The sequence below is a fragment of the Shimia isoporae genome, from assembly GCF_004346865.1.
GTDB lineage: Bacteria > Pseudomonadota > Alphaproteobacteria > Rhodobacterales > Rhodobacteraceae > Shimia > Shimia isoporae.
Window position 1 is genome coordinate 171739 of the sequence record NZ_SMGR01000003.1, and the last position, 23475, is coordinate 195213.

A 23475-nucleotide genomic window follows, 5' to 3' on the forward strand; every position below is an offset into this window, starting at 1 on the left:
CTCAATCCCCGTCCAACGCATTAAAACCAATACTCACATCCAACACGGCAACCAATTCGCTCACGGCTGTTTCCCTTAAACCATACACATATTGCTGTAGGTTTTCGATTTTCAAGCGGCCAATAGATTCCGACACACCGGCAAATACAGGATCGTCAAAGTTCGCATTGGCAAGCGCAGTGTCAAATTCGGATGCAATCCGTTCTGCCGCCGAAGTCTCTCCTGCCAAAAGTGTGGCCAAATCACCTACTGCCTCCAAAGACAGTATCACATGACGCAATGAGCGCTCCGAGCGCCATGCCTCTGCGCGTTTCGGGCGCGGCCGATCAAACGTTCCCAATGGCCGCGCGAGCCGCGCCTCGTCCGTGAATTGCAACCCTGTCGACACGGCTTTCACCAATTCACCAGCCGCCTCTTTGGACGATCTGTAGGTGCCAGTGGCTGACGGTCTCAACATTTCAGCAGCAAAGACGTCGGTCCAATCCGCATAAATAGCCTCTGCACGAAAGGCGATCCCCTCTGCAAGGTTGCGAATGAGGGAACAGCGATAGGAGGCTTCTCCCATATCCCAAAAAGCTTCATCAAACAGAAGGTATTCAAGCGCATAGAATCCCTGAACTGCAATGCTTTGTTGCATAAGGTCTTCGGCCGATAGCCCCGCAGGAGATTCTCCCGTGATTAATCCGGAGAGCGCTTTGGGCGTCTTGCCCCGCGTGTCTGGCCAAAATGCCACCCCATAAGCACGGTTCTCAACCTCGCTAGGACCAAACCGCAAATGGCTGATCCGCACCCAATCATCAAATGCCGTGTGAAACGCATTTCGCAAGGTCTCGCTTTTGGGATCACATGTGTGTTCAGCCGCTTTTGACAATGCGCCTGCCGTAGAGGCAAACCGAGCAAAGCCTGGCACGACATGCTGCGACACCGCGACCTCAACACGTTCTTCAATATCTATGGACTGCGCTTCCGCTTGCGCCGCGATCCCGAGGATCAAGAAACCCAGCAGCGCCAAAATACGGGCCATCACAAACTCTCCAGAAATGCCAGCAAAGCCGCACGATCTTTGGGTGTCATCGCCACCACTTTTTCCTGTGACACCGCCGCTTCGCCGCCATGCCACAGAATGGCTTCCAAAACCGTGCGTGCGCGCCCGTCATGTAAATATCCTTGCTGGCCGCCCACCTGCTCCACCAGACCAAGCCCCCAGAGAGGCGCGGTACGCCATTCGCGCCCACTTGCGAGGCCATCGGGACGACCGTCCGCCAATCCATCTCCCATGTCGTGCAGCAACAGATCCGTATAAGGCCAAATCAGCTGAAAACTCCCCGTGACGTCCTCCTTCAAACGGTGAGTCACGTGCTTGGGTACGTGACAAGCCGCACAGCCAGCTTCATGGAACAACGCTTTACCGCGCAGCACCTGTGGGTCATCCACGTTCTCACGGGCTGGAACGCCAAGGTTGCGGCTGTACAGGTTGAGCACGGCCATAGTCTGGCTGTCGACCTCCAGACCCTCACGCTCGATATCGTTCCCGTGCGGGGCCTCCCGACAATTAACTTGTTCCGCTGTGCAATCTCCCCAATGCCACGGAAACACGGGCGTGCTTATTCCAAGGTCCGCGGAAAACGCCGCCGCGGTTTGCTCGCTCACAGTGGGCAACGTGGCCTTATGGCCGAACCGCCCCAACATCTGCGTACCGAATTCTGCGCTCATCACCACATTTGCTCGACCGGAAATCCCGTCACCGTTCAAGTCCTCAGGGTCGGCCAAAGCGAGGATGTCGTCAGACGGGATAGCCTCCAGAAGCCCCAATCCGATCATCGCGGGCGCCACTCGAGGGGAGACCATCGCATCCTCGCCCAATGGCCCGAGTTTTAAATCTAATTGATAATGCGGCTCACGCAGGATCGCGGTTTCGCCGCCAGCCAAGCCAATAACCGTTTCTTCGTAGGTCAGTTCCAACTGGAACTCCGCTTCCATGCCGGTTAGCGCCTTGTGCTGCAATTGCCCCCCGTAAACAGGATGCGGCTTTACCCCCCCTTCGCCGTCAGGCACGGACACACGGATCAACAAAGCATCCGTCCCGGCAAAGCCGCGCCCGTCACGTATGTGACAGCTGCCGCAGCTGCGGGCATGGTATAAAGGGCCCAAACCGTCGGATGCCTTGGTCGACGAAGGCGATGCGACCCACAACTTCTCAAACATCGCGCGCCCAAGTTCAAACTCCAGCTGCATCCCTTGCGTCAGGTCCGCCGTCGCCTGCGAAAATGCAGCCTCATCTTTGCGCCTTGCGACTGTTCCGGCACCACCACTTTTGGCTTCGTAGTCCTCCGCACCCTCAAATCCGGCGGGTCCACTCAGAACGTCCTCAATACGAGCCCGCTCTGCATCCGTTCTGGGCACCGCAGTCAAATGCGGCTCGGACAGTTCCTGAGAAACGGCTTTCGAAGCACCGCTCAAGCACGTCCCCAACGCCGCGATCAAAATCAGCTGTCGGCCAATCAAACTCATACACCCATCTAATCAACAAGGGGCACCGGTCAAAAGACCTGCGCCCCCAATTTCGCGTGATCGCCAGCCGCGGTCTATTCGAACACCGCGTCCGGATTGTCCAAACTGTCAGAACCTTCCACGGCAACATCATCGAGCCCCAGCGCGTTCACCACCCGCTCGATGGTCTTGGTCTGAGCCACAAGACCGTTTACGCCGCCCATAATCAGCGTTTCCCCACCGGCGTTGTCAGGCGCGAGCATCATGTCATAGGTGAAACCGGCTTCCGCCGCAGTCTTGATCGCGCCCAGCGCCATCATGGTGTTGGTCAGCTTGCCTTTCATTTCCATGTCCAGCGCGGCGTCTTTCGCCGCCACCAGATCGGACATCGATGCGCCGCTCACCACAGCGCCGTCAATACGGGTGTAGCTGCCCAGATAGACGTTCTGGATGCCCAGCCCGTCATAATAGTGGCTGTTGTGCGTGTTGTCGGAGAAGCAATCATGCTCTTCTTCCGGATCGTTCAGCATCAAGCCGAGACGCATCCGCTCTCCAGCCTGTTCGCCATATGAAAGACTGCCCATACCCGTCAGTATCGCGGCCAATCCGGCGACTTCGTTCTCCATCACCTCTGCTCGCGCAGCGCCATTCTCGGCCCACTGGGCAGCCATCCACTCCAAATCTGAGACCAACAGGTCTGTCGCAGATTTGAGGTACATTGCGCGCCGATCACAATTTCCGTTTGTGCAAGCCTCTCCCGCAGCAAAATCCGTCGCAGGCCGGGCTCCCGCTCCGGCCTCGGTTCCATTCAGGTCCTGTCCCCAAAGAAGGAATTCAATCGCGTGGTAGCCGGTCGCAACGTTGGCTTCGACCTCATCGGCCTCATGCAACGTGTCTGCAAGGAACTCGGGCGTGATGTTTGTGGCGTCGATCTCGACGCCGTTTACGGTCAATATCGGGCTGGCGATCACATTGACTGCGCCAAGCGGGTTCTCGTCTGTCGCTCCACCGTAAGACGCATCCACATAGTCAATCAGACCTTCGTCCAGCGGCCATGCATTCACTTTCCCTTCCCAATCATCAACGATGACATTACCAAAACGATAGACCTCTGTCTGTTGGTAAGGCACGCGCGACGCGACCCACGCGACTTTTGCCGCGGCCAAATTGACCTCCGTCGGTTCAGCAATGAAGGTATCTACGGCGGCACCCAACGCTTTGGCGGTGATCACGCTATCTTCGTATTTTGCTGCGGCAATATCAGCGTAATTGATCAATACGGCTGTATCCGCCGCGGCCATGCCTGCCGTCATCAGCGCAAGCAATGAAGTGCCGGTCAAAGTGCATTTCATGGTGATTTTAGTCCTTCGTTCGGGAAATTCACGCGTTTTTCCGCGCCTTATTTTGTCAAAATGAGCTTGTTAGCTTTGGTAATTCGCAACGTATAGACTTGCCCGTCCAGCACGATACGCGCCTGCGTGTCGCCCTTGGTCAAATCCTTCGCGTCATACACCGGATGTTCCTCAAAAGCGGTCACGCCGAAGCTCCTTTTGTCAGTCGGGCCAATAACTGACAAAATCACTCAAATATGTCAACCTGAGTTTTTTACTAAGTTAATGCTTTGTACCGAGCCCAGCCCTCATTCGAACGCCATCAGACGGGCAAAATCTGAAATCTCCGTCTCGGACAGCACAGATTTTTCCGGGTAGGGCATCATCAATCTGCCAATCGCTGCCCAATAGATAATTTTCGCCCTGCTAGCCGCCACAGGGTCGGACACGCCACATCCAATCAACAGCCCGTGGGCCACGGCGATCCGCTCGTGATCAACTTTGGCCACTTCGACCGCCACGAGATCCTTCACCGTCGCCCAGGACCGGATTGCTCTTTCCAGTTCTGCGCCGGAGAGCAGCGTCGTTTGCAACAGGTCGTCCAGAGCCTGTCTTGGATCCAAAGTATCCTTGGCATTGCGTATAACCTGCCCGCTCGAGACCTTGGCCCAATGGGCTACAACCTCGACATGAAACGCCTCAAGGCTTTCAAAATGATGATAAAAACTGCCGCGTGTAACGCCCAGCTTCTTTGCCAACGGCAAAGCCCTAAGACCAGTATGGCCTTCGATCTTCAAAGTGCCAATCGCAACGTCCAGCCAGTCGTCTGAGTTCAAGGAGGGATTGTTCATACTCTAGACATACACATGTGTATGTCATATGCAACATACATATGTGTATGTTGCTTTAAGGGAGATCTCTCATGAATCGTGCCTTCATGAACATTCTGGCCGATGACGTGGAAAAAACCGCGAACTTCTATCAGAACCTGCTTGGCATGATGCGACAAGGCGATTTCGGTTGGTTTATCCTGCTCTCCCACAAAGACTTGGCCGGTTTCGAACTTGGTATTCTTGAGCGGCAGCACGACACTCTTCCCGAATCTGTACCGCCCACAATGGGTGGGGCTGTCCTCACATTCGTCGTTGATGACCTTTCCGAGGTTCACGATCGTGCATGTGAGATGAAGGCAGACATCGTGCAGACACCCACCGATCTCCCTTATGGCCAGCGCCGCCTAATGCTCCAAGACCCATCGGGAACATTTGTCGACATCAGTTCTCCAATTGGATGACACACAAAAAAGGCGCCCCTTACCAGGGCGCCTAATTCATGCAGTGCCGAAGGTTCTAGCGGATTACAAAAACCGACTGTTTGGCATGGCGGGATATACGCGCAGCGTTCGGACCGATCAGGTAATCCTTTAGCTGAGACTTGTGCGCACCAACAATGATCGCGTCCGCGCCCACCGACTTGGCTTCCTGCAGGACAAGATCGTAAACCGTACCCTGATCGACGTGCAATCGCAGGTTATCGATGCCAGAGAACTGATCCGCTCCCCAAGCCTCCAAGGCGGCCTTGGCTTCCTTAAGGATCACCTTGTTGTGGTCCTGACTGAAAAACGACCCGACAATCGACATGCCGTAATCAGGCACAACGTTCATCACATGCAGCTCTTCACTGCCAGTTGCCATCATCGTGCGCGCCACTTCAGCTGGACGCTCGGCCCCTTTGAAATCGTTCACATCTACGGTCAGCAATACAGTTTTGAACATAACAGTCCCTCCTCAGAACGCTGGTTGGGTTGCACGGGGACGCTGGATCAACACCAACCCCGCAAGCAACAACAACGCAGGAATAAAGAACAATTCTTTAGGCATGCGTTCATTTTCGACTTCGACTTGGGCAATCACCACCGGTTCATCACCGTAGTAGTCGTATTCGGTACCCAGCGCCCCGAAGAAAGGTGTGCCCGGGAACGGTTCTTCCAACAACAGCTTGTCACCTTCGGCAAACACGGTCAGACCGTTGTCCATCAACGAGGTTTCTGCATCGGACCCATCATAGATCATGGTCACAGTCGTTCGACGATCCTTACCAGTGTCGAAGTCCGGCCCTGACACGGTCAACCGCACTGCGCTGTCCGCATCCAGCCCGTTGATCGTCTCCATCGCTGCCGGTCCCTGAACAGTGGTGTATTTCTCACTCACCTGATCAAGGAAGAAATCCGGTCGGAACAACATAAAGGCGATGAACAACAAAGCGATGCTCTCCCACCTTCGCGATTTGGCTATGAAATACCCCTGCGTTGCCGCCGCGAATATCAACATTGCTATCAGACTGACAAAGAAGACCAGCACGGCTTTCGCAAATCCAACATCGATCAGCAACAGGTCGGTGTTGAAGATGAACATGAACGGCAAGAGCGCGGTCCGGATGTCATAGGCAAAGCCCTGTACACCTGTCTTGATCGGATCGCCCCGACTGATCGCCGCAGCCGCATAAGCGGCAAGTCCCACAGGTGGCGTATCGTCTGCCAGAATCCCGAAGTAGAACACAAACATGTGCACGGCGATCAATGGCACAACGAGGCCCGATTGCGCACCAACACCGACAATCACGGGCGCCATGAGCGAGCTCACCACGATATAGTTCGCCGTTGTCGGAAGGCCCATCCCAAGGATCAGGCTCAGCACGGCAACAAGGAACAACAAGATCATCAAGTTGCCACCTGAAATCACCTCGATAACCTGGCCAATCACCTGATGCGCACCGGTCAGGCTGATCGTCCCGACGATGATACCGGCAGCCCCTGTCGCGACACCGATGCCGATCATATTGCGCGCGCCCATGATCAGGCCCTGCACAAAGTCATCCTTGCCCGCCATCAGAGCCTCTGCAATGGCCCCTTCTCCACGGAAGAACGCTTTGATCGGTCGATGCGTCAACGCCACGATGATCATAAAGATCGTGGCCCAGAACGCCGACAAAGCCGGAGACAAACGCTCCAGCCCCTCGGTTTTTACCATCAGGTTCCAAACCAGAATAAAGATCGGCAGCGCATAGTAGAGTCCACCGATCAGAGTTGGCGTAAGACGTGGCGCTTCAAGCGGCGCGTTCGGGTCGTCCATTTCCACATCCGGATACTTGGAAGCGATGTACAGCAGCACGAGGTAAATCACTCCGACCACGCCAACGGCAACATAGACGCTGTCACCCATGATCGGATCCAGAACAGCCCGCAATCCAATCATCAGATAGGTGCAGGCTCCGAGGAAGATGAAGCCGGACAGGAACAGGATCAGGATCAGGATCGGGCCGATGTGCCGCCCCGCCTTTTTCAAACCCTGCATCTGCATTTTCAGCGCCTCAAGGTGCACAATATAGAGCAGGGCAATGTAGGAAATCACCGCCGGCAAAAAGGCATGCTTCACCACTTCGATGTAGGGAATGTTCACATATTCCACCATAAGGAAGGCCGCAGCCCCCATGACAGGCGGTGTGAGCTGACCGTTCGTTGACGAAGCCACTTCGACCGCACCCGCCTTTTCTGCGGGGAAGCCGATCCGTTTCATCAGCGGAATGGTGAATGTTCCAGTGGTCACGGTGTTCGCAATCGACGAACCTGAGATCATACCGGTCATCATCGACGACAGAACAGATGCTTTTGCAGGGCCACCGCGCAGCGCACCCAGCAGGGCAATCGCCACCTTGATGAACCAGTTGCCGCCGCCGGCGCGGTCCAGCAACGCCCCGAAAAGGACAAAGAGAAAGATCATGGTGGTCGAGACGCCCAGCGCCACACCGAAGACCCCTTCCGTCTGCATCCAATAATGGCCCAGCGCTTTTTTGAGGGAAGCTCCGCCATAATTGGTGATCTCACGGACCCACTCGCTCTCACCGCCAAAGAAGGCAAAGAGAACAAAAATCGATGCTATGATCACAAGCGGCAGGCCCAAAGAGCGGTAAACGCAGATCAAAAGCACCACCATGCCGATGGCCGACACGATGATATCGGTATCGGTCCACAGCCCCGGTCGATCCGCGATCTGATACCGGAAAAAGACGAGATAGAGACAGGACCCGACGCCCAGCGCCAGCAGCACCCAGTCATAAAGCGGAATGCGATCGCGTGGCGACGACTTGAACATCGGAAAGGCCATGATCGCCAGAGACATGGCAAAGGCTAGGTGCACATAGCGCGCTTGCGCGACAATGTTTGCGAAATCGGTAATACCGGTCAGCTGCGCCAGCATTCCTGGCAGCTTGGACGCTATGTAAAGCTGGAAAAGCGACCAGATAATGCAGATCGCAATGATAAGTTTGCCTTGAAATCCGGCCGCGTTGCGCGCGCCTGTATCGGCTTCTGCGACAATCGCGTCTGCGGCGGCGGTGCCATCGTTCTGATGATCTTGTGCCATGTCTGTCCCCGTTGAACGAATACGCGAACGCGCCCCGCGAAAAACCGGGGCGCATTCATTACTTTTAGCTCAGGATAAAACCCGCCTTACTTCAGGCCGAGCTCCATATAGGCCTTCTCGGCGCCCGGGTGCAGCGGTGCGCTCAGGCCGTCTTTGACCATCTCTGCCGGATCGAGGTTGGCAAACGCGGGGTGCAGTTTGCGGAAGTCTTCAATGTTTTCCATCACAGACTTTGCAACAACATAAACCACGTCGTCAGAGATTTCGGCCGAGGTCACAAAGGTTGCGCCCACACCGAAGGTGGTGGTGTCGCCGTCAGTACCTTTGTACATGCCGCCCGGGATGGTCGCCACGCGGTAGAACGGATTGTCCGCAACCAGCTTGTCGATCTCTGGTCCGGTCACATTCACAAGGTTCGCGGCACAGGTGGTGGTCGCTTCCTTGATCGCCGCAGCCGGGTGACCGATGGTGTAAACCATGGCGTCGATGTTGCCGTCACAAAGCTGCTTGGCCATCTCGGAACCTTTGTACTCGGTTGCCAGAGCAAAATCGGCCATGGTCATGCCATAGGCTTCCATCACAACTTCCATAGTGGCGCGCTGACCCGACCCCGGGTTGCCCACGTTCACGCGCTTCCCCTTAAGGTCAGCAAAGCTGTTCACGCCCGCATCCGCACGCGCGATCACAGAGAACGGCTCAGGGTGTACAGAGAACACCGCGCGCACGTCTGGGAACGGATTGTCGGCAAATTTGGACGTGCCGTTGTACGCGTGGTACTGCCAATCAGACTGCGCAACGCCAAATTCCAGCTCGCCCGCCTTGATGGTGTTGATGTTGTAAACCGAACCACCGGTCGATTCCACGGCACAGCGAATGCCATGCTCTTTGCGGCCCTTGTTCACGAGGCGGCAGATCGCGCCGCCGGTTGGATAGTACACCCCGGTCACACCGCCGGTGCCGATCGAGATGAACTCTTGCGCAGTGGCAACACCAGAGAAGGTCATCGACGCGACAATGGCTGCGCCTGCCAGTTTCAGTTTGGAAATCATCTTAGGCTCCCTAGTTGATGATAGTGAAATTCATGGTCTTTTTGCGCCCCGCCACGGCGGGACAAGTCTTTTTGTGGTCTTACTCGGCCCAGAAATCCCCCAGGCTCTTGTTCCGGCGTTCTACTTCGCGAATGCGTTCGCTCGTATCTGTTCCGGACTGCGCCACCAGCATGGCGATAATCGTCTCCATCAAGGCCAGAGTCGCAGCGTATGATGAGAAGAATTGTGGACTTTCTGACGGAACAATAAAAGGGAAAGTGGCAAATTTATTAGCCGGACAGGCGTGGCTATCGCAGATAACGATGGTTTTCGCCCCGACCTCCTGCGCCATCTCTGCGGCCCGAACCGCCCTGCTGGCATACGGTGCTTTGGTCACCACCAGAAGCACATCTTCCGGACCCATCGACGCCAGCGACGTTCCCAAAGATGCGCCCATGCGTCCCGCAAGCGTCCAGTTTGTCGAAAAATAATTTGCAAGATAGGCCATATATTCGACGATGCCTGTCGAGCCAAACGCCCCGAAGAGCACAACGTTGCGCGCGTTCTTGAGCGCCTCGACTGCATGCTGCAATCGCGCCCTGTCCAGCGTCTCTCCCATTTCCGAAACATTCCAGATGCAGGCCGCTGCCTGCCGGTCCAGAATGCTCTGATCGGAGTCTTTGCTTTCCTTGAGAAGATCAGCTCGCTCTGCAAAGGACGTCTGCCGACCGCCGACAGCGGTGCGACACATTTCGCGCATCTCCTCATAGCTCTCAAAGCCAAGTGATCGGGCCAATCGTGACAAAGTCGCCGGAGAAACACCGCTGGCCGCGGAAACAGAGCGCAACGATCTTGCAGCCACGTCCATCTGGTTGGCAACAACGTAGTCCGCTGCCTCCTGCAAACGTGCGCTCAAATCAGAATAGCTTTCTGCGATCCTGTCTTCGATCCGTATGGTCCTATTCACGAATCCCCTCCACTTGACAGGAACATTCCATTCGTTTTACGCCAAGTCAACAAAAGAAACATTTGTTTCATGCGGCTTGGAAACTGTCTCAAAAGAGCACATCGACGGGGAATAATCGCAAGATGTCAGATAGTTATAATTCTCAACAACTGACGCAAGGTAAGCGGATCGTCGCTCCCCTACACAAGGCGACTCCCAGAATCACTGTTGCCCCGACCGGAGCCCGTCGGCAAAAAACCGATCATTCCGCGCTGCCACTAACCATTTCCGAGATCGCAGAGACCGCGCGCGACTGCGACCGCGCGGGGGCAGACGGGATCCACCTGCATGTCCGTAATTCGGATGGTTCCCACAGCCTGGACACCGGACTTTACAGAGAGGCAATTGGTGAAATTGAACGCCTCGCACCTGACATGTCGGTTCAAATCACCACCGAAGCCGCCGGCCTCTTTGAAGTTCCGGCGCAACTCGCTTGCCTTTCAGATCTGGCACCCGCGGCAGCCAGCATCTCCGTACGTGAAATCATGCGCGCCCCCGATCTTGCCCGACGCGTTTACGCGACCGCCAATGATGCTGGCACAGAGGTTCAGCACATTCTTTATGACACCAATGACATTGCGACCCTAAGGCACCTGCTGGACAACGGCACCGTTCCATCATCCATGCGCGACGTCATTCTTGTACTGGGCCGCTATGCACCACCGCGCCCGGCACGTACGACTGAATTGGCACCCTTTGTCTCCGCCCTCGGAAACGACTTTCCCAGCTGGACTGTCTGCGCCTTCGGGGCAGGCGAACACGCCGTCATGCTCGAAGCCGCCGCCATGGGCGGTCACCTGCGCGTCGGATTCGAAAACAACATCTGCCGCCCGGATGGTACACTCGCGGCAAGCAACGCCGAAAATATAGCCCGCATATCCACAGCGCTTCGTGCAACCTCCAGAAAGGAGCACACGTCATGAGCCACGTCTTTCCCCGCCACAGCCGCAAAATACCGCCCAAAGTCGCCCGCGGCGAAGGCCCGTTTCTATACGACCAATCCGGCAAAGCCTACTTTGACGGCTCCGGCGGAGCAGCCGTTTCATGCCTGGGCCATTCCGACCCGACCGTTATCAAGGCCATAAAGGACCAGATCGACACTGTCGCCTTCGCACACACCGGCTTTTTCACCTCGGAACCGGCCGAGGCGCTCGCCGACGCTCTTGTCGAAACCGCTCCTGGCAACCTTGACCGCGCCTACCTTGTTTCAGGCGGCTCCGAAGCCATGGAATCTGCCCTAAAACTGGCGCGACAATACGCCATGGAAAAAGGGGAAACCGGTCGCCGCCACATCATCGCACGAAGACAAAGTTACCACGGCAACACACTTGGTGCCCTTGCCACTGGCGGCAACATGTGGCGTCGCGAACCATTTGCGCCGATGCTGATGGACACGCACCACATCTCGCCCTGCTACGCCTACCGCGGACAGCAGGATGGCGAGAGCGAATTCGACTACGGCCAACGCGTCGCCAATGAACTGGAAACCAAAATCGCCGAACTCGGCCCCGAAAACGTACTCGCATTTGTTGCAGAACCCGTTGTCGGCGCCACGTCCGGTGCCGTTCCACCGGTCGAAGGCTACTTCAAGCGCATCCGCGAAATCTGCGATACGCACGGCGTCCTCTTGATTCTGGACGAAGTCATGTGCGGGATGGGCCGCACCGGCTCGCTTTTTGCTTATGAACAAGACGGTATCACGCCCGATATCTGCGCAATCGCCAAAGGCCTCGGCGCGGGCTATCAACCCATCGGCGCGATGCTCTGCACTGCCGAAATCTACGACACCATCCGCGATGGCTCAGGTTTCTTTCAGCACGGACACACATACAACGGCCACCCTACAGCCGCCGCCGCGTCTTTGGCCGTTCTGAACCGCCTGACCAAAGACGGCGTCGCAAAAAACGTCAAGCCAATGGGCGACAAACTCAAAGCCGCTCTAACTGACCGCTTCGGGCAACATGCCCATATTGGAGACATCCGCGGTCGCGGCCTCTTCATTGGCGTCGAACTCGTGCAAGACCGCGAGACCAAAGCTCCATTCGATCCCGCGCTTCAACTACACGCAAAAATCAAAGCCGCCGCCTTTGACGGTGGCCTGATCTGCTACCCGATGGGAGGCACAATCGACGGCAAAAACGGAAACCACATTCTTCTTGCCCCGCCATTCATCATGGAGGACTCGCACATCCCTCTGATCGTGGATGCACTTGACCAAGCCATTGCGGTGAGCCTGCCCTAACTCAGGAAAGGCGCGGCCTTCATCGTTTCCGGGATATCTGCACCCATGCGCTTAAGGATTGTTGGAGCCAACTGAAGTTGGTGAAGCACCGTATCGCGATCAGGCCCCTGCGCATCCCCGAAGTAGTACAGCGCAAACTCCTGCTGCAGCGCGCTGTGCCCACCATGATGTCCACGCTCGTCCTGCCCGTGATCCGCAGTCACGATCACCTCATACCCAAACTGGCGCCACTTCGGGATGAACGGTGCAAGCATTTCATCCATCACAAAACACGCATGATCCATCTCGTGGCTCTCGTGTTGAAACCGATGCCCCATGCTGTCCAGAGTACAGGTGTGCAGCATGCCATAGTCCAGCCCGTGCTTCAGGCACAGGTTACTCAAGGTGCCGAATAGATCCACATCGCTAGGGGTCATCTGGTTGGCATGACCATAACCGGTCATTGTGTGAAATCGCCCATGATTGATCGTCTTGGCATCAGGCTCGTCGTATTCCACGTCCCGGACGTAGTCGAAGGGATGGCGGTTGAAGAACTCACTCCAGAACGAGTGCGCCACCGCACCAGTCTTGCCTCCCGCTTTGCGAACCTGCGCAAAGATATCTGGCTGTTTTATGCGAAATACATTGCCGTTGCCTGTGCACCCGTGTTCCTGCGGCGTGACGCCCGTATGGATCGAGGCATAGCAGCTGGCCGACGTCGACGGCAGCACCGACGTCATTTTCCACTTCTGTGCGGTGCCATCAGCAACCCATCCTTCCAGATTGCCAAACAATCTGCCCCAATTCCGCCAAGGCACGCCATCCAGAATGATCAACAAAAGCTTGCGGTCCATGCGTCTCTCCCACTGCACGTCTCGTTGGCTCGACCCTAGGCCGGAGCCTTGCCACAAAACAATCCGCAAACGACGCTTCCCGCACGGCAAGCGAAAAAGAAAAGACGGCAATACCGTTGCGCACTTACCCGCGCTTGCCACCCCGATCCGGTTTGTTGTCCTTCAAGACCCGCACAATTTCTTCACCCGTCAACGACGCATCTTGCTCCATCAGGCAGCCAATTACCGCCCGCATCTCAGAACGCCTCGGGCTCTCACCATTCACGGTCTGATCGGGCTTAGGAAAACATCCGGCAACCTGCTCTTCACTCATGCCAAGACCCGCGCCAATCGCCGCAAAGGGAGGCGCCGGTCGCTTCCGCTCTTCTGCGTTGGCCTCGCCGACCAGAAAACTCGTCAAAAACGCGCACCCCATCGCGGCACACAACGCGAGAATGCGAAGATCGTTCTTATCCGGCATACCGCCCTCCATTGGCTGTCCTGCCCAGTAAAACGCACCGACCCGACACTTCCGTCGCAAATCTTTTCAAATGGCCAACGAAAAACGGCGCTCCCGTCGGAGCGCCGCTTATTTCACTTACTCAAAACCGTGGCGCAGCACAGCCACTATTTGTTCAATGCATCCAGTCTCGCGGTCACGCTCAACCCGTGCGCTTCAAGGCTTTCGGAAGTCGCCAGAATCTCCGCTGCCGGACCAATAGCCTTCAGCGCTTCGGGCGTCATTTTCGACAATGTCGTGCGTTTCACAAAATCCATGACCGACAGGCCCGAGCTGAATCGGGCCGACCGGGCTGTAGGCAGAACATGGTTCGGCCCACCCACATAGTCGCCAATCGCTTCCGGTGTGTACTTCCCAAGGAAAATCGCGCCAGCATGGGTGATGTCTTCCGACAGCCCATCAGGATCGGCCACGCAAAGCTCAAGGTGTTCCGGCGCAATCCGGTTGGACAATCGGGCTGCCTCGGCCAGGTCACGGGTCACAATCACCGCTCCAAAATCACGCCAGCTCGCGCCAGCAATATCGCGGCGTTCCAGTGTCTCAAGGCGCTTGTCCACGGCCTCCCCGACGGCTTGGGCAAATGCGCCATCGTCCGTGATCAGGATAGACTGCGCGCTTTCGTCGTGCTCAGCCTGCGACAGCAGATCAAGCGCGATCCAGTCAGGTGTGTTGTCCTTGTCGGCAATCACCAAAATTTCGCTCGGCCCCGCGATCATGTCGATGCCGACTTTGCCAAAGACCCGCCGCTTGGCCGCTGCGACAAACGCGTTTCCGGGTCCTGTGATCTTGTCCACCGGTGCAATCGTTTCAGTGCCATACGCCAACGCCGCCACCGCCTGTGCCCCGCCGATACGGTAAATTTCGTCTACTCCGGACAACCGGGCCGCCAGCAAAACCAGCGGGTTCGCCACACCATCCGGCGTCGGCACCACAATAGCCAGCCGCTCAACACCTGCTACTTTGGCAGGAATTGCGTTCATCAGCACCGACGACGGATAGCTCGCCAATCCTCCGGGTACATAAAGACCCGCAGCCGAAACCGCCGTCCAGCGCCAGCCAAGTGTAGCGCCGCTTTCATCAGTCCAGCTGGCGTCCTCCGGTACCTGCCGCGCGTGGTAGGCGCGGATTCGGTCGGCCGCCAGTTCCAGAGCCAAGCGCTCCTCATCGCTCACCTGCGCGCAATAGGCGTCGATCTCTTCGTCAGAAAACCGCAAAGTTTCAGGCGTGAGCTCCAGGCGATCGAACTTTGACGTCAGTTCGATCACTGCCGCATCGCCCCGATGTCGCACGTCAGCAATGATATCGGCGACGACCGCATCCACATCCGGGCTGTCTTCGCGCTTGGCACCCAACAAAGCTACAAAGCGGGTTTCGAAATCCGCATCCGAGGTGTTCAAAAACTGAGGCATAAAGAGACTCCTTTGGTGCAGGTCTCTTAGACCGCGCGGCTCTGTCTCTCAAGCTGCGTTCGCGACGCATGTCTCGGGTTTCAACTGCCCGATACCAATCGCGCAACGTCCGCACCCTTCATACATGCCGGAAACGAACTTGGCACCGACGCAATACCGACGTTTTGCAGACGGGTTGCAGACAAGACTGCCCCTTGAAAAACAGGGACATTTACCACTTTCAACCGAATTGAGAACGAAGACGCGTTACACGTCGTGTTTGGGGGCTGACTTCGACGGCGCCGAATAGGGCCGTGTTACATCACGCAGCGAAACTTCCAGAGCCTCAACCTGCAAACGGATGCCGCCATCCCCCGCCAGCATCAACTCGATCACACCTTCAGCGTCTTCTCCAGCTGTGTAACCAACCGAGAGGAGCGAAAGAATTGTGTCCGCGTCACCGCGGGCAACGCCTTGACTGGCAACATGCAGCACATTCTCAATCACCAAAAGTGACTGCACCCGTTCCACTGCACGTTTGCGCGTCTCTGCTGCTTTCAAGTCTTCCCAACGAAACCGGTTGAGCAAGACCGCAAAACGGCGTTCACTCGGGATCCATTGCATCTCGTTGGCCGGAAAGACCGCATCCTGCATCAGTGTAGACAGAACCTTCAGGTCTTCGGCGTCCAGCGCCCCAAGGTTCAACGGCTTGTCGCCCCCGTCTTCGAAACGTGCGTCTTCAGTCACCGGTCAGATACCCTTTCAATGTGGGCACCAACGCCCCCGAGTTTTTCCTCAATCCGCTCATAACCACGATCAAGGTGATACACACGGCTTACCACGGTCTCACCCTCTGCGGCCATACCGGCGAGGATCAGCGAGACCGATGCCCGCAAATCGGTCGCCATTACCTGCGCACCCTTGAGCTTTTCAACCCCGTGCACTGTGGCCGTACCGCCATGAACCTCAATCGACGCGCCCATGCGGATCAGTTCCGGCGCGTGCATGAAACGGTTCTCGAAAATCTTCTCTTCAAGCACCGAAGTGCCTTCGGCAATACACATCAGCGCCATGAATTGCGCCTGCAAGTCTGTCGGAAACCCCGGGAAAGGCTCAGTGGTCACATCTACGGCTTTAACCCGACCATTCTTGCGAGCCACTTTAAGACCCGCCTTGGTCTCGGCCACATCAATTCCCGCAAGATCCAGCTTCTCGGCAAAACTCTGTACCAGATCCATCCGTCCGCCGAGCAGCTCCACTTCTCCCCCACAGAATGCAGGAGCCAGCATAAAGGTACCCAGCTCGATCCGATCTGTAACGACCTGATGGGTCGCGCCATGCAGACGGTCTACGCCTTGAATGACTATTTCACTGCTGCCATCGCCCTCGATCTGCGCACCCATGGCACGCAGGCAATCCGCAAGGTCGACAATCTCCGGTTCCCGCGCGGCATTGCGAATAACGGTTGTGCCTTTGGCCAAAGTCGACGCCATCAGAATGTTCTCGGTCGCCCCGACAGACGCGAACGACAACTCCATCTCTGCGCCTTTCAAACCGTTAGGAGCCTTGGCGTGCAGATAGCCGTCCCGCAATTCGATCTCGGCGCCAAGCTTTTCCAGGCCGTATATGTGCAAGTCCATTGGGCGGGCGCCAATCGCGCAACCACCAGGGAGCGACACAACCGCATGACCCAACCGCGCCAACATCGGTCCCAACACAAGGTTGGAGGCGCGCATCTTCCGCACAATGTCATAGTCCGCGACGTGGTTATCGAGGTTGTGCGAGCTCATCGCCTGCACCTTACCATCTTGCAATGAAGTCACTTCGGCGCCCAGCGACTGCAGCAAAAGCGTCATGGTCTTGATGTCGCTTAAACGGGGCGCATTGGTCAGCGTCAGCGGTTCTTCACTGAGAATCGTGGCGGGCATCAGCGTCAAGCAGGCATTCTTGGCGCCCGCGATCGGAATCTGCCCACTCAGCGGGCCATTCCCGCGCACAACTATAGAGTCCATCAATCCTGCCCTTTACTCTTCACTGCCTCTGTATCTCCCTCCGAAGACGCCGACCGCGCCTTTGCCTGCGCCTTGCGACGGCCCATGTTCGCCTTGAGCGCCGCTTTCAGCCGGTCCTCTTTTGTTAGCGCTTTTTGCGCTGGTTTTTTGGAGGGTGATTTGTGTTCCATGCACTTTCCTTACATGAGGCATAAAAAACCGTCCAGATTGCGCTTGCACAGTCCGAAGTTTGAGTCTAAATCCCCGCCCACGGTAATGCTGCTGTAGCTCAGTGGTAGAGCGCACCCTTGGTAAGGGTGAGGTCGGGAGTTCAATCCTCCCCAGCAGCACCACCGGATCTTCCAAAAAATCGAACGCCAAGTTGCTGTCGCCTGAAATCCGTTTTGGCGACAAATCGACCCGATTTGCTGATTCCCGACAGGTAAGAATCTTCCGACCTTATCGGCGAACATCCGCTTGATTCGAATCACTTTTGTTCGCAATTCGCCACCAATTTGGCGCAACGGTCGATTTTGTCCCCAAATTGAAACCAATCTCGTGTCACTATTTGTGTCTGGCGGGACACAAGCTTGCGAGCGCTGACACCAATTCATTGGTTCGTATTTGGAAACGACAAATTGGCCAACACGAAATTTGTCACAATTCCCAATACCAGTTTGCGCAAATCTGGCCAAAATGTGGCGCAAATTCGTTCACATCTACCCAAAATCGCGCCCCATTTTCGCCGCAATCCGGAAACAATACGCAAAAAGCCCTGCATTCATTGAGTTGGTTAACAAATGGTTAACGCCACATTTCCGGTTCTTTTTCGTCTAATTCTAGATGTTTTTGTTTCAACGCCGCCTTGTTTCGCTCATATTTGAGCCACGCCTATCTGGGGGGCGTACGTTCTGGCTTGGGGCAGCCATTCAACAATTGGGCACCTTTTTAGGGTGTTGGAATCCGTTCTGACTGAGCGGTGGGAATGATGCATTTCGCGATTCTTGGGATCGTGAGCCGTGCGCAGAGGAAACGAGGGAACAATGGCTGATCCGACAGGTCCTGGTATCGTCGATGGAACCGAAAACGACGATGTAATTGAAGTAGGTTTTGCTGACGGCGAAGGCGACGCAGTTGCAAACGCCGGTGCGGCAATCAGCGCGCAAGGCGGCGACGACCTTGTAGAAGGCGGCAATGGCGACGACACTATTTACGCTGGCAACGGCGATGACACAGTGTACGCAGGTGCCGGCGACGACGAAGTGTTCGGAGATGAAAGCGACCCGCAAGACGCGCCTCAAGATGGCGATCTGGAACCGGGTGACGATCTGCTCGCCGGCGAAGCGGGCTCCGATACAATCCACGGCAACGGCGGCGACGACGTGATCTACGGCGGCTTCGCACCGTCCAGCGACACCGGTGGTGGCGTAACCGGCGGCATCGAAAGCTTCAATTGGAGCGAAGCAGGTGTTGCTGCCGACGGCGACGCGCTGAACGGTCCGGTCACCCAGGACACGGGCACCGTATCTGTAGAGTTCACCACAACTGTATCCGGTGGCGCGACCTCAGAATTTGATACCGCCGCCCAGCTTCTTGACGGCATTGACGCTGGTCCGACGACGGCGAACATCAATAGCGCCCTGCGCATGGACACAGGCGCTGGTACCGGCGCATCTACAACCGCGGCGTTGGAATTCTCCGAAGCAGTAGAAAACGTTCAGTTCCGCATCAACGATATCGACGGCAACGCCGTGTCCAAAGTGTGGGCCTACGACGTCGACGGAAACCGCCTCGAAGTCACTCTCACGGCGACGGCCGACACGAACCTGCATCTGACCGATGTAGATGGCGACGGCACCAACGAAGCCGCGATTTCAAGCGGCGCAAACCCCGGCGCGCCCGGCGACCCCGCGAACTCCGTTCTGGTCAGCATCCCGGGACCGGTGGCACGTATCGAAATCATTACCATCAATCTGGACGATGAACCGGCCGACATCACGGTCTCGGACGTCTACTTCACGACTGAGACAGTCGTCGTATCCACCGAAGATGGCGACGATGTTCTGACCGGCGGCGAAGGCAGCGACCTTATCTACGGTCAGGACGGTGAAGATGAGATCACCGGCGGAGAAGGTGTCGACACCATCGACGGCGGCGCTGACGCAGACACAATCATTGGCGGCAGCACACTGGATCTCGTTAACGGCGGTGGCGACGGCGACGACGACGACACCCTTGACCTGCGCGGTCTGGGACCGATCACCGTGGTCTATGATCCCGAGAACGGCGAAAACGGTGTAGCCGTGATCGACGAAACCGGCGAAGCCTTTGAATTCTTTGACATCGAGAACATTCTTGCGGACGAAATTTCTGACCGTGACCGTGATGGCATCGTCGAGGGTTCAGCCGCAGCGGATCTGATGGATCTGAACTACGACGGGGACCCGGATGGTGACTTTGTCGACAACGAGGACAACATTTTCCCGTCCAATGAACCAAACGATGACATTATCGTGGGCTTTGGTGGCGACGACACCATTGTTGCAGCCGAGGGTGACGACATCGCCTTTGGTGGCGAAGGCAATGACATCATGGGGGGCGGCGCAGGTGACGACAGCATGGCTGGCGGCGCAGGCGACGACTACATGGAAGGCGCAACTGGCAACGATGTCCTCTACGGTCGCGATGGTCACGATACCCTCGCTGGTGGCGATGACGACGACTTGCTCGTCGGCGAACACGGCGACGACGTCCTTGCTGGCGGCGCGGGCGAAGACACGCTCGTCGGTGGCACAGGCAACGATACGCTGGACGGCTCTTCCGGCAACGACTTGATGAAGGGCAACGAAGGCGACGACCTTCTGGACTCCGGTGGCGGTGACGACACCGTACACGGCGGTGAAGGCAATGACTTCATCGAAGGCAACCCCGGAAACGACGAACTCTGGGGCGATGAGGGTGACGACACCATCTTCGGCAACGACGGTGACGACACCATCCACGGCGGCGCAGGCAACGACACCATCTCGACCGGACCGGGCGAAGATATTGTCGACGCTGGCGACGACCGTGACCTGATCATCGTTGTTGGCCAGGATGACCAGTTCATCGACGGTGCAGAAGGCGGTGACGACTTCGACACGCTCGAAGTACGCGGCCGCGCCGAGATCGTTTACGATCCTATGAACGCAGAGAACGGTGTCGTGCACTACCTCGATGGCGACGGAGTTCGCACGGGTATCACCACGACCTTCGTGAACATCGAAAACGTCGTGATCGTTGACACCAGCGAACTGGACGGCGTGGTCGAAGGCACCGATGGCGACGACCTGATCGACGCCTCTTACATGGGTGATCCCGAAGGCGACCGGATCGACAACTTCGACGCTCTGGACAACTTCCTGGACGAACCTCTCGACTCCACAGTCCCGTCAAGCTTCTTTGAATTCCCCGGCGGCACGCCGCGTGGTGACGAGCGTGACGCGGTTGATGCGGGCGACGGCAACGATACCGTATTCTCCGGCCAAGGCGACGACGTCGTTCACGGTGGTGCAGGCGACGACAGCATCGACGCTGGCGCGGGCTTTGATGATGTGTCCGGCGGCTCTGGAAACGACACCATCTTTGGTGGCATCGGTACAGACAAACTGTTCGGTGAAGGCGACGACGACGTTCTTTACGGCGGTGATCAGTCCGACACCATCTACGGTGGCGACGGCAACGACGAACTCTGGGGTGAAGACGACGCCGACTCTCTGATCGGCGGCGAAGGTGACGACACCTTCGTTGGCGGGCAGGGTTCCGACACCATTGATGGTGGCGAAGGCAACGACTCGATCCTTGCTGGTGACGGCGATGACGTGATCATGACCGGTAGCGGTGCCAACTATGTAGACGCCGGTTCCGGCGACAACATGGTGATGGCCGGTATCGGTGACGATACGCTGGTCGGCGGCTCCGGTGCGGACAGCATTGATGGCAACGGCGGCAACGACTTGATCATCGGTGGCGCGGGTGTTGACACCATCGACGGCGGCGAAGGCGATGACCGCATCACAGGCGGTACACCCGGTGTAACCGGTGTGGCCTCTGTCGGTCAGACACCGGACGACCTCAGTGGTGGGGCCGGCGACGATATCATCAACGGTGACTCCGGGGACGACCGCATCAACGGCGGCGACGACAACGACAGCCTCGGCGGCGGTATCGGCGCAGACTCCATCAACGGTGGCGACGGCGACGACGTTATCTATGGTGAAGATAGCTTCGATCTGGACACAGGCGAACTGGCTGACCGCCCGGACGACTTTGGCGCAGCCTTGGCCCTTGAACCTGGTGATGACAGCATCAACGCGGGCGCAGGTAACGACCTTGTCTTTGGCCAAGAAGGCGACGACTTGGTGCGCGGCGGTGAAGGCGACGACACCATCTCCGGTGGCATCGGCACCGATACGCTGGAAGGCGAAGACGATCAGGATACGTTCGTGATCGGCTCAGCCGAGGAAGGCATCGGCGACGAGATCTTCGGTGGCGACGGCGGTGTTGACATGGACCGTCTCGACATTGCCGGCGAGCGTGGTGTTGACTGGCGTGTTGTTGACATGGTCACCGACAGCGACGGTAACGGCTTTGACGGTACAATCGAGTTCCTCGATAGCTCCGGCGACGCACCGTTCGTAATCGGCACAGCAACCTTCGAGAACATCGAAATCGTCTGCTTCACACCGGGGACGAAGATCCTGACCCCGATGGGAGAAGTTTCGGTCGAAAACCTGTCCGAAGGCGATCTGGTTGTGACCCGCGACAACGGCTTGCAAGCCATCCGCTGGGCTGGCTCCCGCAGCCTGTCCGCGTCGGAACTGGCTGCACGTCCGGAACTGCGTCCGGTGATGATCCGCCAAGGTGCACTGGGTCCGAACCAACCAGAGCGCGACATGATGGTCTCGCCAAACCACCGCATGCTGCTCGTTTCCGAGCAGGCGGAGCTCCTGTTTGAAGAGCGTGAGGTTCTGGTAGCGGCCAAACACCTGACCCACCTCAACGGTGTGGACGTTGTCGACGTCGAAGACGTGACCTACATCCACATCATGTGCGAACAGCACGAGGTGGTTCTTGCAGACGGCGCCTGGAGCGAAAGCTTCCAGCCGGGCGACTATTCCATGCAGGGCATCGAAGAAGAGCAGCGTGAAGAAATCTACGCACTCTTCCCGGAACTGCGCGAAGAAGAAGGCCTAGCGGCGTATACCGCTGCGCGCCTGTCGCTCAAGCGCCACGAGGCTAAGCTGCTCGCGTAACCGCGACGGCACAATGTTTCGCTATGGGATGGGTCGGCCGTGGGGGCCGGCCCTTCTCTTTTTGGGAGCCTCTTCGCGTGCAAAGGGCTGGACAGCCTCCTGCCTAATGTCTTTGATCATTCCGACCACTCACCCAACCCAAAGGGGACACATGACATGCCGGCGCCAAAGAACACGTTTAAAGCGGCTCTCGCAAACAACCAGCCGCAGATCGGATGTTGGATGTCTTTCGCAGAGGCTTACGCAGCCGAACTCATGTCCACCACCGGCTTTGACTGGCTGGTGATTGATGGCGAACACGGTCCCAATGACCTGCGAAGCATCCGTGACCAACTTATGGTTATTGATCCCTCGCCCAGCCATGCCGTGGTCCGTGTGCCCTATGGGCAGGATTGGATCATAAAGCAGGCGCTTGATGCCGGCGCGCAAACCTTGCTCGTGCCGCTCGTCGATACAGCAGACCAGGCGCGCGAACTGGTTCGCGCCTGCCGCTATGCCCCAGAAGGCATTCGCGGCATGGGAGGCGCCGGTTCTCGCGTAACTGGGTTCGGCGCGATCCCGGACTATGTAACCACAGCAAACGATGAAATCTGTTTGTTAGTTCAAGCAGAAAGCCGACTCGCCATTGAAAACCTTGATGAAATTCTGGCCGTTGAAGGAGTGGACGGTGTGTTCATCGGTCCCGCGGATCTCTCGGCCGATATGGGATACCCCGGCAACTCGGAAGCTGACGAGGTCCAGGACACCATCGAGGCTGCAATCAAGAAAACCCGGGCCGCTGGCAAGGCGGCAGGCATCCTGACACTCACTCTCGAAGGTGCCAAGAAGCATCTTGAGCAAGGCGCAACGTTCGTCGCGGTTGGCATGGACACACTCGTTCTTGCCAAGGCCGCGCGCGCATTGAGTGCCGACGCCAAAGCGTTTCTGGACTGAACGACAAGAACGGAGACGA

The 23475-nt window shown here is 57.1% G+C and carries 20 protein-coding genes and 1 tRNA gene; 6 read left to right on the plus strand and 15 right to left on the minus strand.

Translation table 11 applies throughout. The features are described from left to right. Position 1 precedes the first annotated feature (1 nt). The 5 genes from BXY66_RS15140 to BXY66_RS15160 all read right to left on the minus strand — a co-directional run bounded on the left by BXY66_RS15140 (position 2) and on the right by BXY66_RS15160 (position 4672). Entirely contained in the window at positions 2 to 1024 is a 1023-nt protein-coding gene (locus BXY66_RS15140; protein WP_132861231.1) for an imelysin family protein, read from the minus strand. Further along, on the minus strand, positions 1024 to 2511 hold the full coding sequence (locus BXY66_RS15145; RefSeq protein ID WP_132861232.1) for a di-heme oxidoreductase family protein: 1488 nt from the start codon (positions 2509 to 2511) through the stop codon (positions 1024 to 1026). Before BXY66_RS15145 ends, BXY66_RS15140 begins: the two co-directional genes overlap by 1 nt. A 74-nt stretch (positions 2512 to 2585) precedes the next feature. Next, on the minus strand, positions 2586 to 3842 hold the full coding sequence (locus BXY66_RS15150) for an imelysin family protein (protein WP_132861233.1): 1257 nt from the start codon (positions 3840 to 3842) through the stop codon (positions 2586 to 2588). Between the two features lie 47 nt (positions 3843 to 3889). After that, positions 3890 to 4027 (minus strand): hemin uptake protein HemP, encoded by a 138-nt coding sequence (gene hemP / locus BXY66_RS15155; RefSeq protein ID WP_243694401.1) that lies wholly within the window; start codon positions 4025 to 4027, stop codon positions 3890 to 3892. Between the two features lie 102 nt (positions 4028 to 4129). After that, positions 4130 to 4672, minus strand: a complete 543-nt coding sequence (locus tag BXY66_RS15160) for a TetR/AcrR family transcriptional regulator (protein WP_132861234.1) — start codon at positions 4670 to 4672, stop codon at positions 4130 to 4132. Between the two features lie 71 nt (positions 4673 to 4743). Here BXY66_RS15160 and BXY66_RS15165 point away from each other — a divergent pair, with 71 nt between their 5' ends. Beyond that, positions 4744 to 5115, plus strand: a complete 372-nt coding sequence (locus BXY66_RS15165) for a VOC family protein (protein ID WP_132861235.1) — start codon at positions 4744 to 4746, stop codon at positions 5113 to 5115. 55 nt (positions 5116 to 5170) lie between these two features. Here the strand turns inward: BXY66_RS15165 and BXY66_RS15170 are convergent, their stop codons facing one another. From BXY66_RS15170 to BXY66_RS15185, 4 genes are all read right to left on the minus strand, one after another. Then, positions 5171 to 5596 carry a universal stress protein gene (locus BXY66_RS15170; protein ID WP_132861236.1) on the minus strand — a complete coding sequence of 142 codons (426 nt, stop codon included), beginning with the start codon at positions 5594 to 5596 and terminating at the stop codon, positions 5171 to 5173. Between the two features lie 12 nt (positions 5597 to 5608). Then, positions 5609 to 8242, minus strand: a complete 2634-nt coding sequence (locus tag BXY66_RS15175) for a TRAP transporter permease (RefSeq protein ID WP_132861237.1) — start codon at positions 8240 to 8242, stop codon at positions 5609 to 5611. 86 nt (positions 8243 to 8328) lie between these two features. Next, positions 8329 to 9291, minus strand: a complete 963-nt coding sequence (locus tag BXY66_RS15180; RefSeq protein ID WP_132861238.1) for a TAXI family TRAP transporter solute-binding subunit — start codon at positions 9289 to 9291, stop codon at positions 8329 to 8331. A gap of 79 nt (positions 9292 to 9370) precedes the next feature. Next, positions 9371 to 10237: a MurR/RpiR family transcriptional regulator gene (locus BXY66_RS15185; RefSeq protein WP_243694402.1), complete on the minus strand. Its 867-nt coding sequence runs from the start codon at positions 10235 to 10237 to the stop codon at positions 9371 to 9373. 122 nt (positions 10238 to 10359) lie between these two features. Here BXY66_RS15185 and BXY66_RS15190 point away from each other — a divergent pair, with 122 nt between their 5' ends. Next, positions 10360 to 11199, plus strand: a complete 840-nt coding sequence (locus BXY66_RS15190) for a beta-keto acid cleavage family enzyme (protein WP_132861239.1) — start codon at positions 10360 to 10362, stop codon at positions 11197 to 11199. Continuing rightward, complete coding sequence (locus BXY66_RS15195; protein WP_132861240.1) at positions 11196 to 12518, plus strand: aspartate aminotransferase family protein; 1323 nt, start codon at positions 11196 to 11198, stop codon at positions 12516 to 12518. Before BXY66_RS15190 ends, BXY66_RS15195 begins: the two co-directional genes overlap by 4 nt. On the opposite strand, the gene BXY66_RS15200 is transcribed toward BXY66_RS15195, so the two are convergent. The 6 genes from BXY66_RS15200 to BXY66_RS20510 all read right to left on the minus strand — a co-directional run bounded on the left by BXY66_RS15200 (position 12515) and on the right by BXY66_RS20510 (position 17420). Next, entirely contained in the window at positions 12515 to 13351 is an 837-nt protein-coding gene (locus tag BXY66_RS15200; protein ID WP_132861241.1) for an alkaline phosphatase family protein, read from the minus strand. The genes BXY66_RS15195 and BXY66_RS15200 overlap by 4 nt on opposite strands. A gap of 124 nt (positions 13352 to 13475) precedes the next feature. Further along, entirely contained in the window at positions 13476 to 13811 is a 336-nt protein-coding gene (locus tag BXY66_RS15205; protein WP_132861242.1) for a hypothetical protein, read from the minus strand. Positions 13812 to 13957: 146 nt separating this feature from the next. Then, positions 13958 to 15259 (minus strand): histidinol dehydrogenase, encoded by a 1302-nt coding sequence (hisD, locus tag BXY66_RS15210; protein ID WP_132861243.1) that lies wholly within the window; start codon positions 15257 to 15259, stop codon positions 13958 to 13960. Positions 15260 to 15505: 246 nt separating this feature from the next. After that, positions 15506 to 15985 (minus strand): DUF2948 family protein, encoded by a 480-nt coding sequence (locus BXY66_RS15215; protein ID WP_132861244.1) that lies wholly within the window; start codon positions 15983 to 15985, stop codon positions 15506 to 15508. Continuing rightward, positions 15982 to 17250: a UDP-N-acetylglucosamine 1-carboxyvinyltransferase gene (gene murA, locus BXY66_RS15220; RefSeq protein WP_132861245.1), complete on the minus strand. Its 1269-nt coding sequence runs from the start codon at positions 17248 to 17250 to the stop codon at positions 15982 to 15984. Before murA ends, BXY66_RS15215 begins: the two co-directional genes overlap by 4 nt. Next, entirely contained in the window at positions 17250 to 17420 is a 171-nt protein-coding gene (locus BXY66_RS20510; RefSeq protein WP_165929203.1) for a hypothetical protein, read from the minus strand. The genes murA and BXY66_RS20510 overlap by 1 nt, the downstream gene beginning before the upstream one ends. Before the next feature lie 87 nt (positions 17421 to 17507). Here BXY66_RS20510 and BXY66_RS15225 point away from each other — a divergent pair. From BXY66_RS15225 to BXY66_RS15235, 3 genes are all read left to right on the plus strand, one after another. After that, positions 17508 to 17582, plus strand: a tRNA-Thr gene (locus tag BXY66_RS15225). Positions 17583 to 18272: 690 nt separating this feature from the next. Next, positions 18273 to 22523, plus strand: a complete 4251-nt coding sequence (locus BXY66_RS15230; protein ID WP_132861246.1) for a Hint domain-containing protein — start codon at positions 18273 to 18275, stop codon at positions 22521 to 22523. 156 nt (positions 22524 to 22679) lie between these two features. Beyond that, the gene (locus BXY66_RS15235; RefSeq protein ID WP_132861247.1) at positions 22680 to 23456 is read left to right on the plus strand and encodes an HpcH/HpaI aldolase family protein; all 777 of its coding nucleotides are present in this window, start codon (positions 22680 to 22682) and stop codon (positions 23454 to 23456) included. Positions 23457 to 23475: the final 19 nt, after the last annotated feature.

Bases quoted from the DNA above. Each gene is read 5' to 3' on its own strand.
- BXY66_RS20510 (WP_165929203.1), bottom strand. From the start codon at position 17,420: ATGGAACACAAATCACCCTCCAAAAAACCAGCGCAAAAAGCGCTAACA.
- BXY66_RS15150 (WP_132861233.1), bottom strand. From the start codon at position 3,842: ATGAAATGCACTTTGACCGGCACTTCATTGCTTGCGCTGATGACGGCA.
- hisD (WP_132861243.1), bottom strand. From the start codon at position 15,259: ATGCCTCAGTTTTTGAACACCTCGGATGCGGATTTCGAAACCCGCTTT.
- BXY66_RS15175 (WP_132861237.1), bottom strand. From the start codon at position 8,242: ATGGCACAAGATCATCAGAACGATGGCACCGCCGCCGCAGACGCGATT.
- BXY66_RS15230 (WP_132861246.1), top strand. From the start codon at position 18,273: ATGGCTGATCCGACAGGTCCTGGTATCGTCGATGGAACCGAAAACGAC.
- BXY66_RS15140 (WP_132861231.1), bottom strand. From the start codon at position 1,024: ATGGCCCGTATTTTGGCGCTGCTGGGTTTCTTGATCCTCGGGATCGCG.
- BXY66_RS15205 (WP_132861242.1), bottom strand. From the start codon at position 13,811: ATGCCGGATAAGAACGATCTTCGCATTCTCGCGTTGTGTGCCGCGATG.
- BXY66_RS15235 (WP_132861247.1), top strand. From the start codon at position 22,680: ATGCCGGCGCCAAAGAACACGTTTAAAGCGGCTCTCGCAAACAACCAG.
- BXY66_RS15200 (WP_132861241.1), bottom strand. From the start codon at position 13,351: ATGGACCGCAAGCTTTTGTTGATCATTCTGGATGGCGTGCCTTGGCGG.
- murA (WP_132861245.1), bottom strand. From the start codon at position 17,250: ATGGACTCTATAGTTGTGCGCGGGAATGGCCCGCTGAGTGGGCAGATT.
- BXY66_RS15160 (WP_132861234.1), bottom strand. From the start codon at position 4,672: ATGAACAATCCCTCCTTGAACTCAGACGACTGGCTGGACGTTGCGATT.
- BXY66_RS15195 (WP_132861240.1), top strand. From the start codon at position 11,196: ATGAGCCACGTCTTTCCCCGCCACAGCCGCAAAATACCGCCCAAAGTC.
- BXY66_RS15180 (WP_132861238.1), bottom strand. From the start codon at position 9,291: ATGATTTCCAAACTGAAACTGGCAGGCGCAGCCATTGTCGCGTCGATG.
- BXY66_RS15170 (WP_132861236.1), bottom strand. From the start codon at position 5,596: ATGTTCAAAACTGTATTGCTGACCGTAGATGTGAACGATTTCAAAGGG.
- BXY66_RS15190 (WP_132861239.1), top strand. From the start codon at position 10,360: ATGTCAGATAGTTATAATTCTCAACAACTGACGCAAGGTAAGCGGATC.
- BXY66_RS15145 (WP_132861232.1), bottom strand. From the start codon at position 2,511: ATGAGTTTGATTGGCCGACAGCTGATTTTGATCGCGGCGTTGGGGACG.
- BXY66_RS15165 (WP_132861235.1), top strand. From the start codon at position 4,744: ATGAATCGTGCCTTCATGAACATTCTGGCCGATGACGTGGAAAAAACC.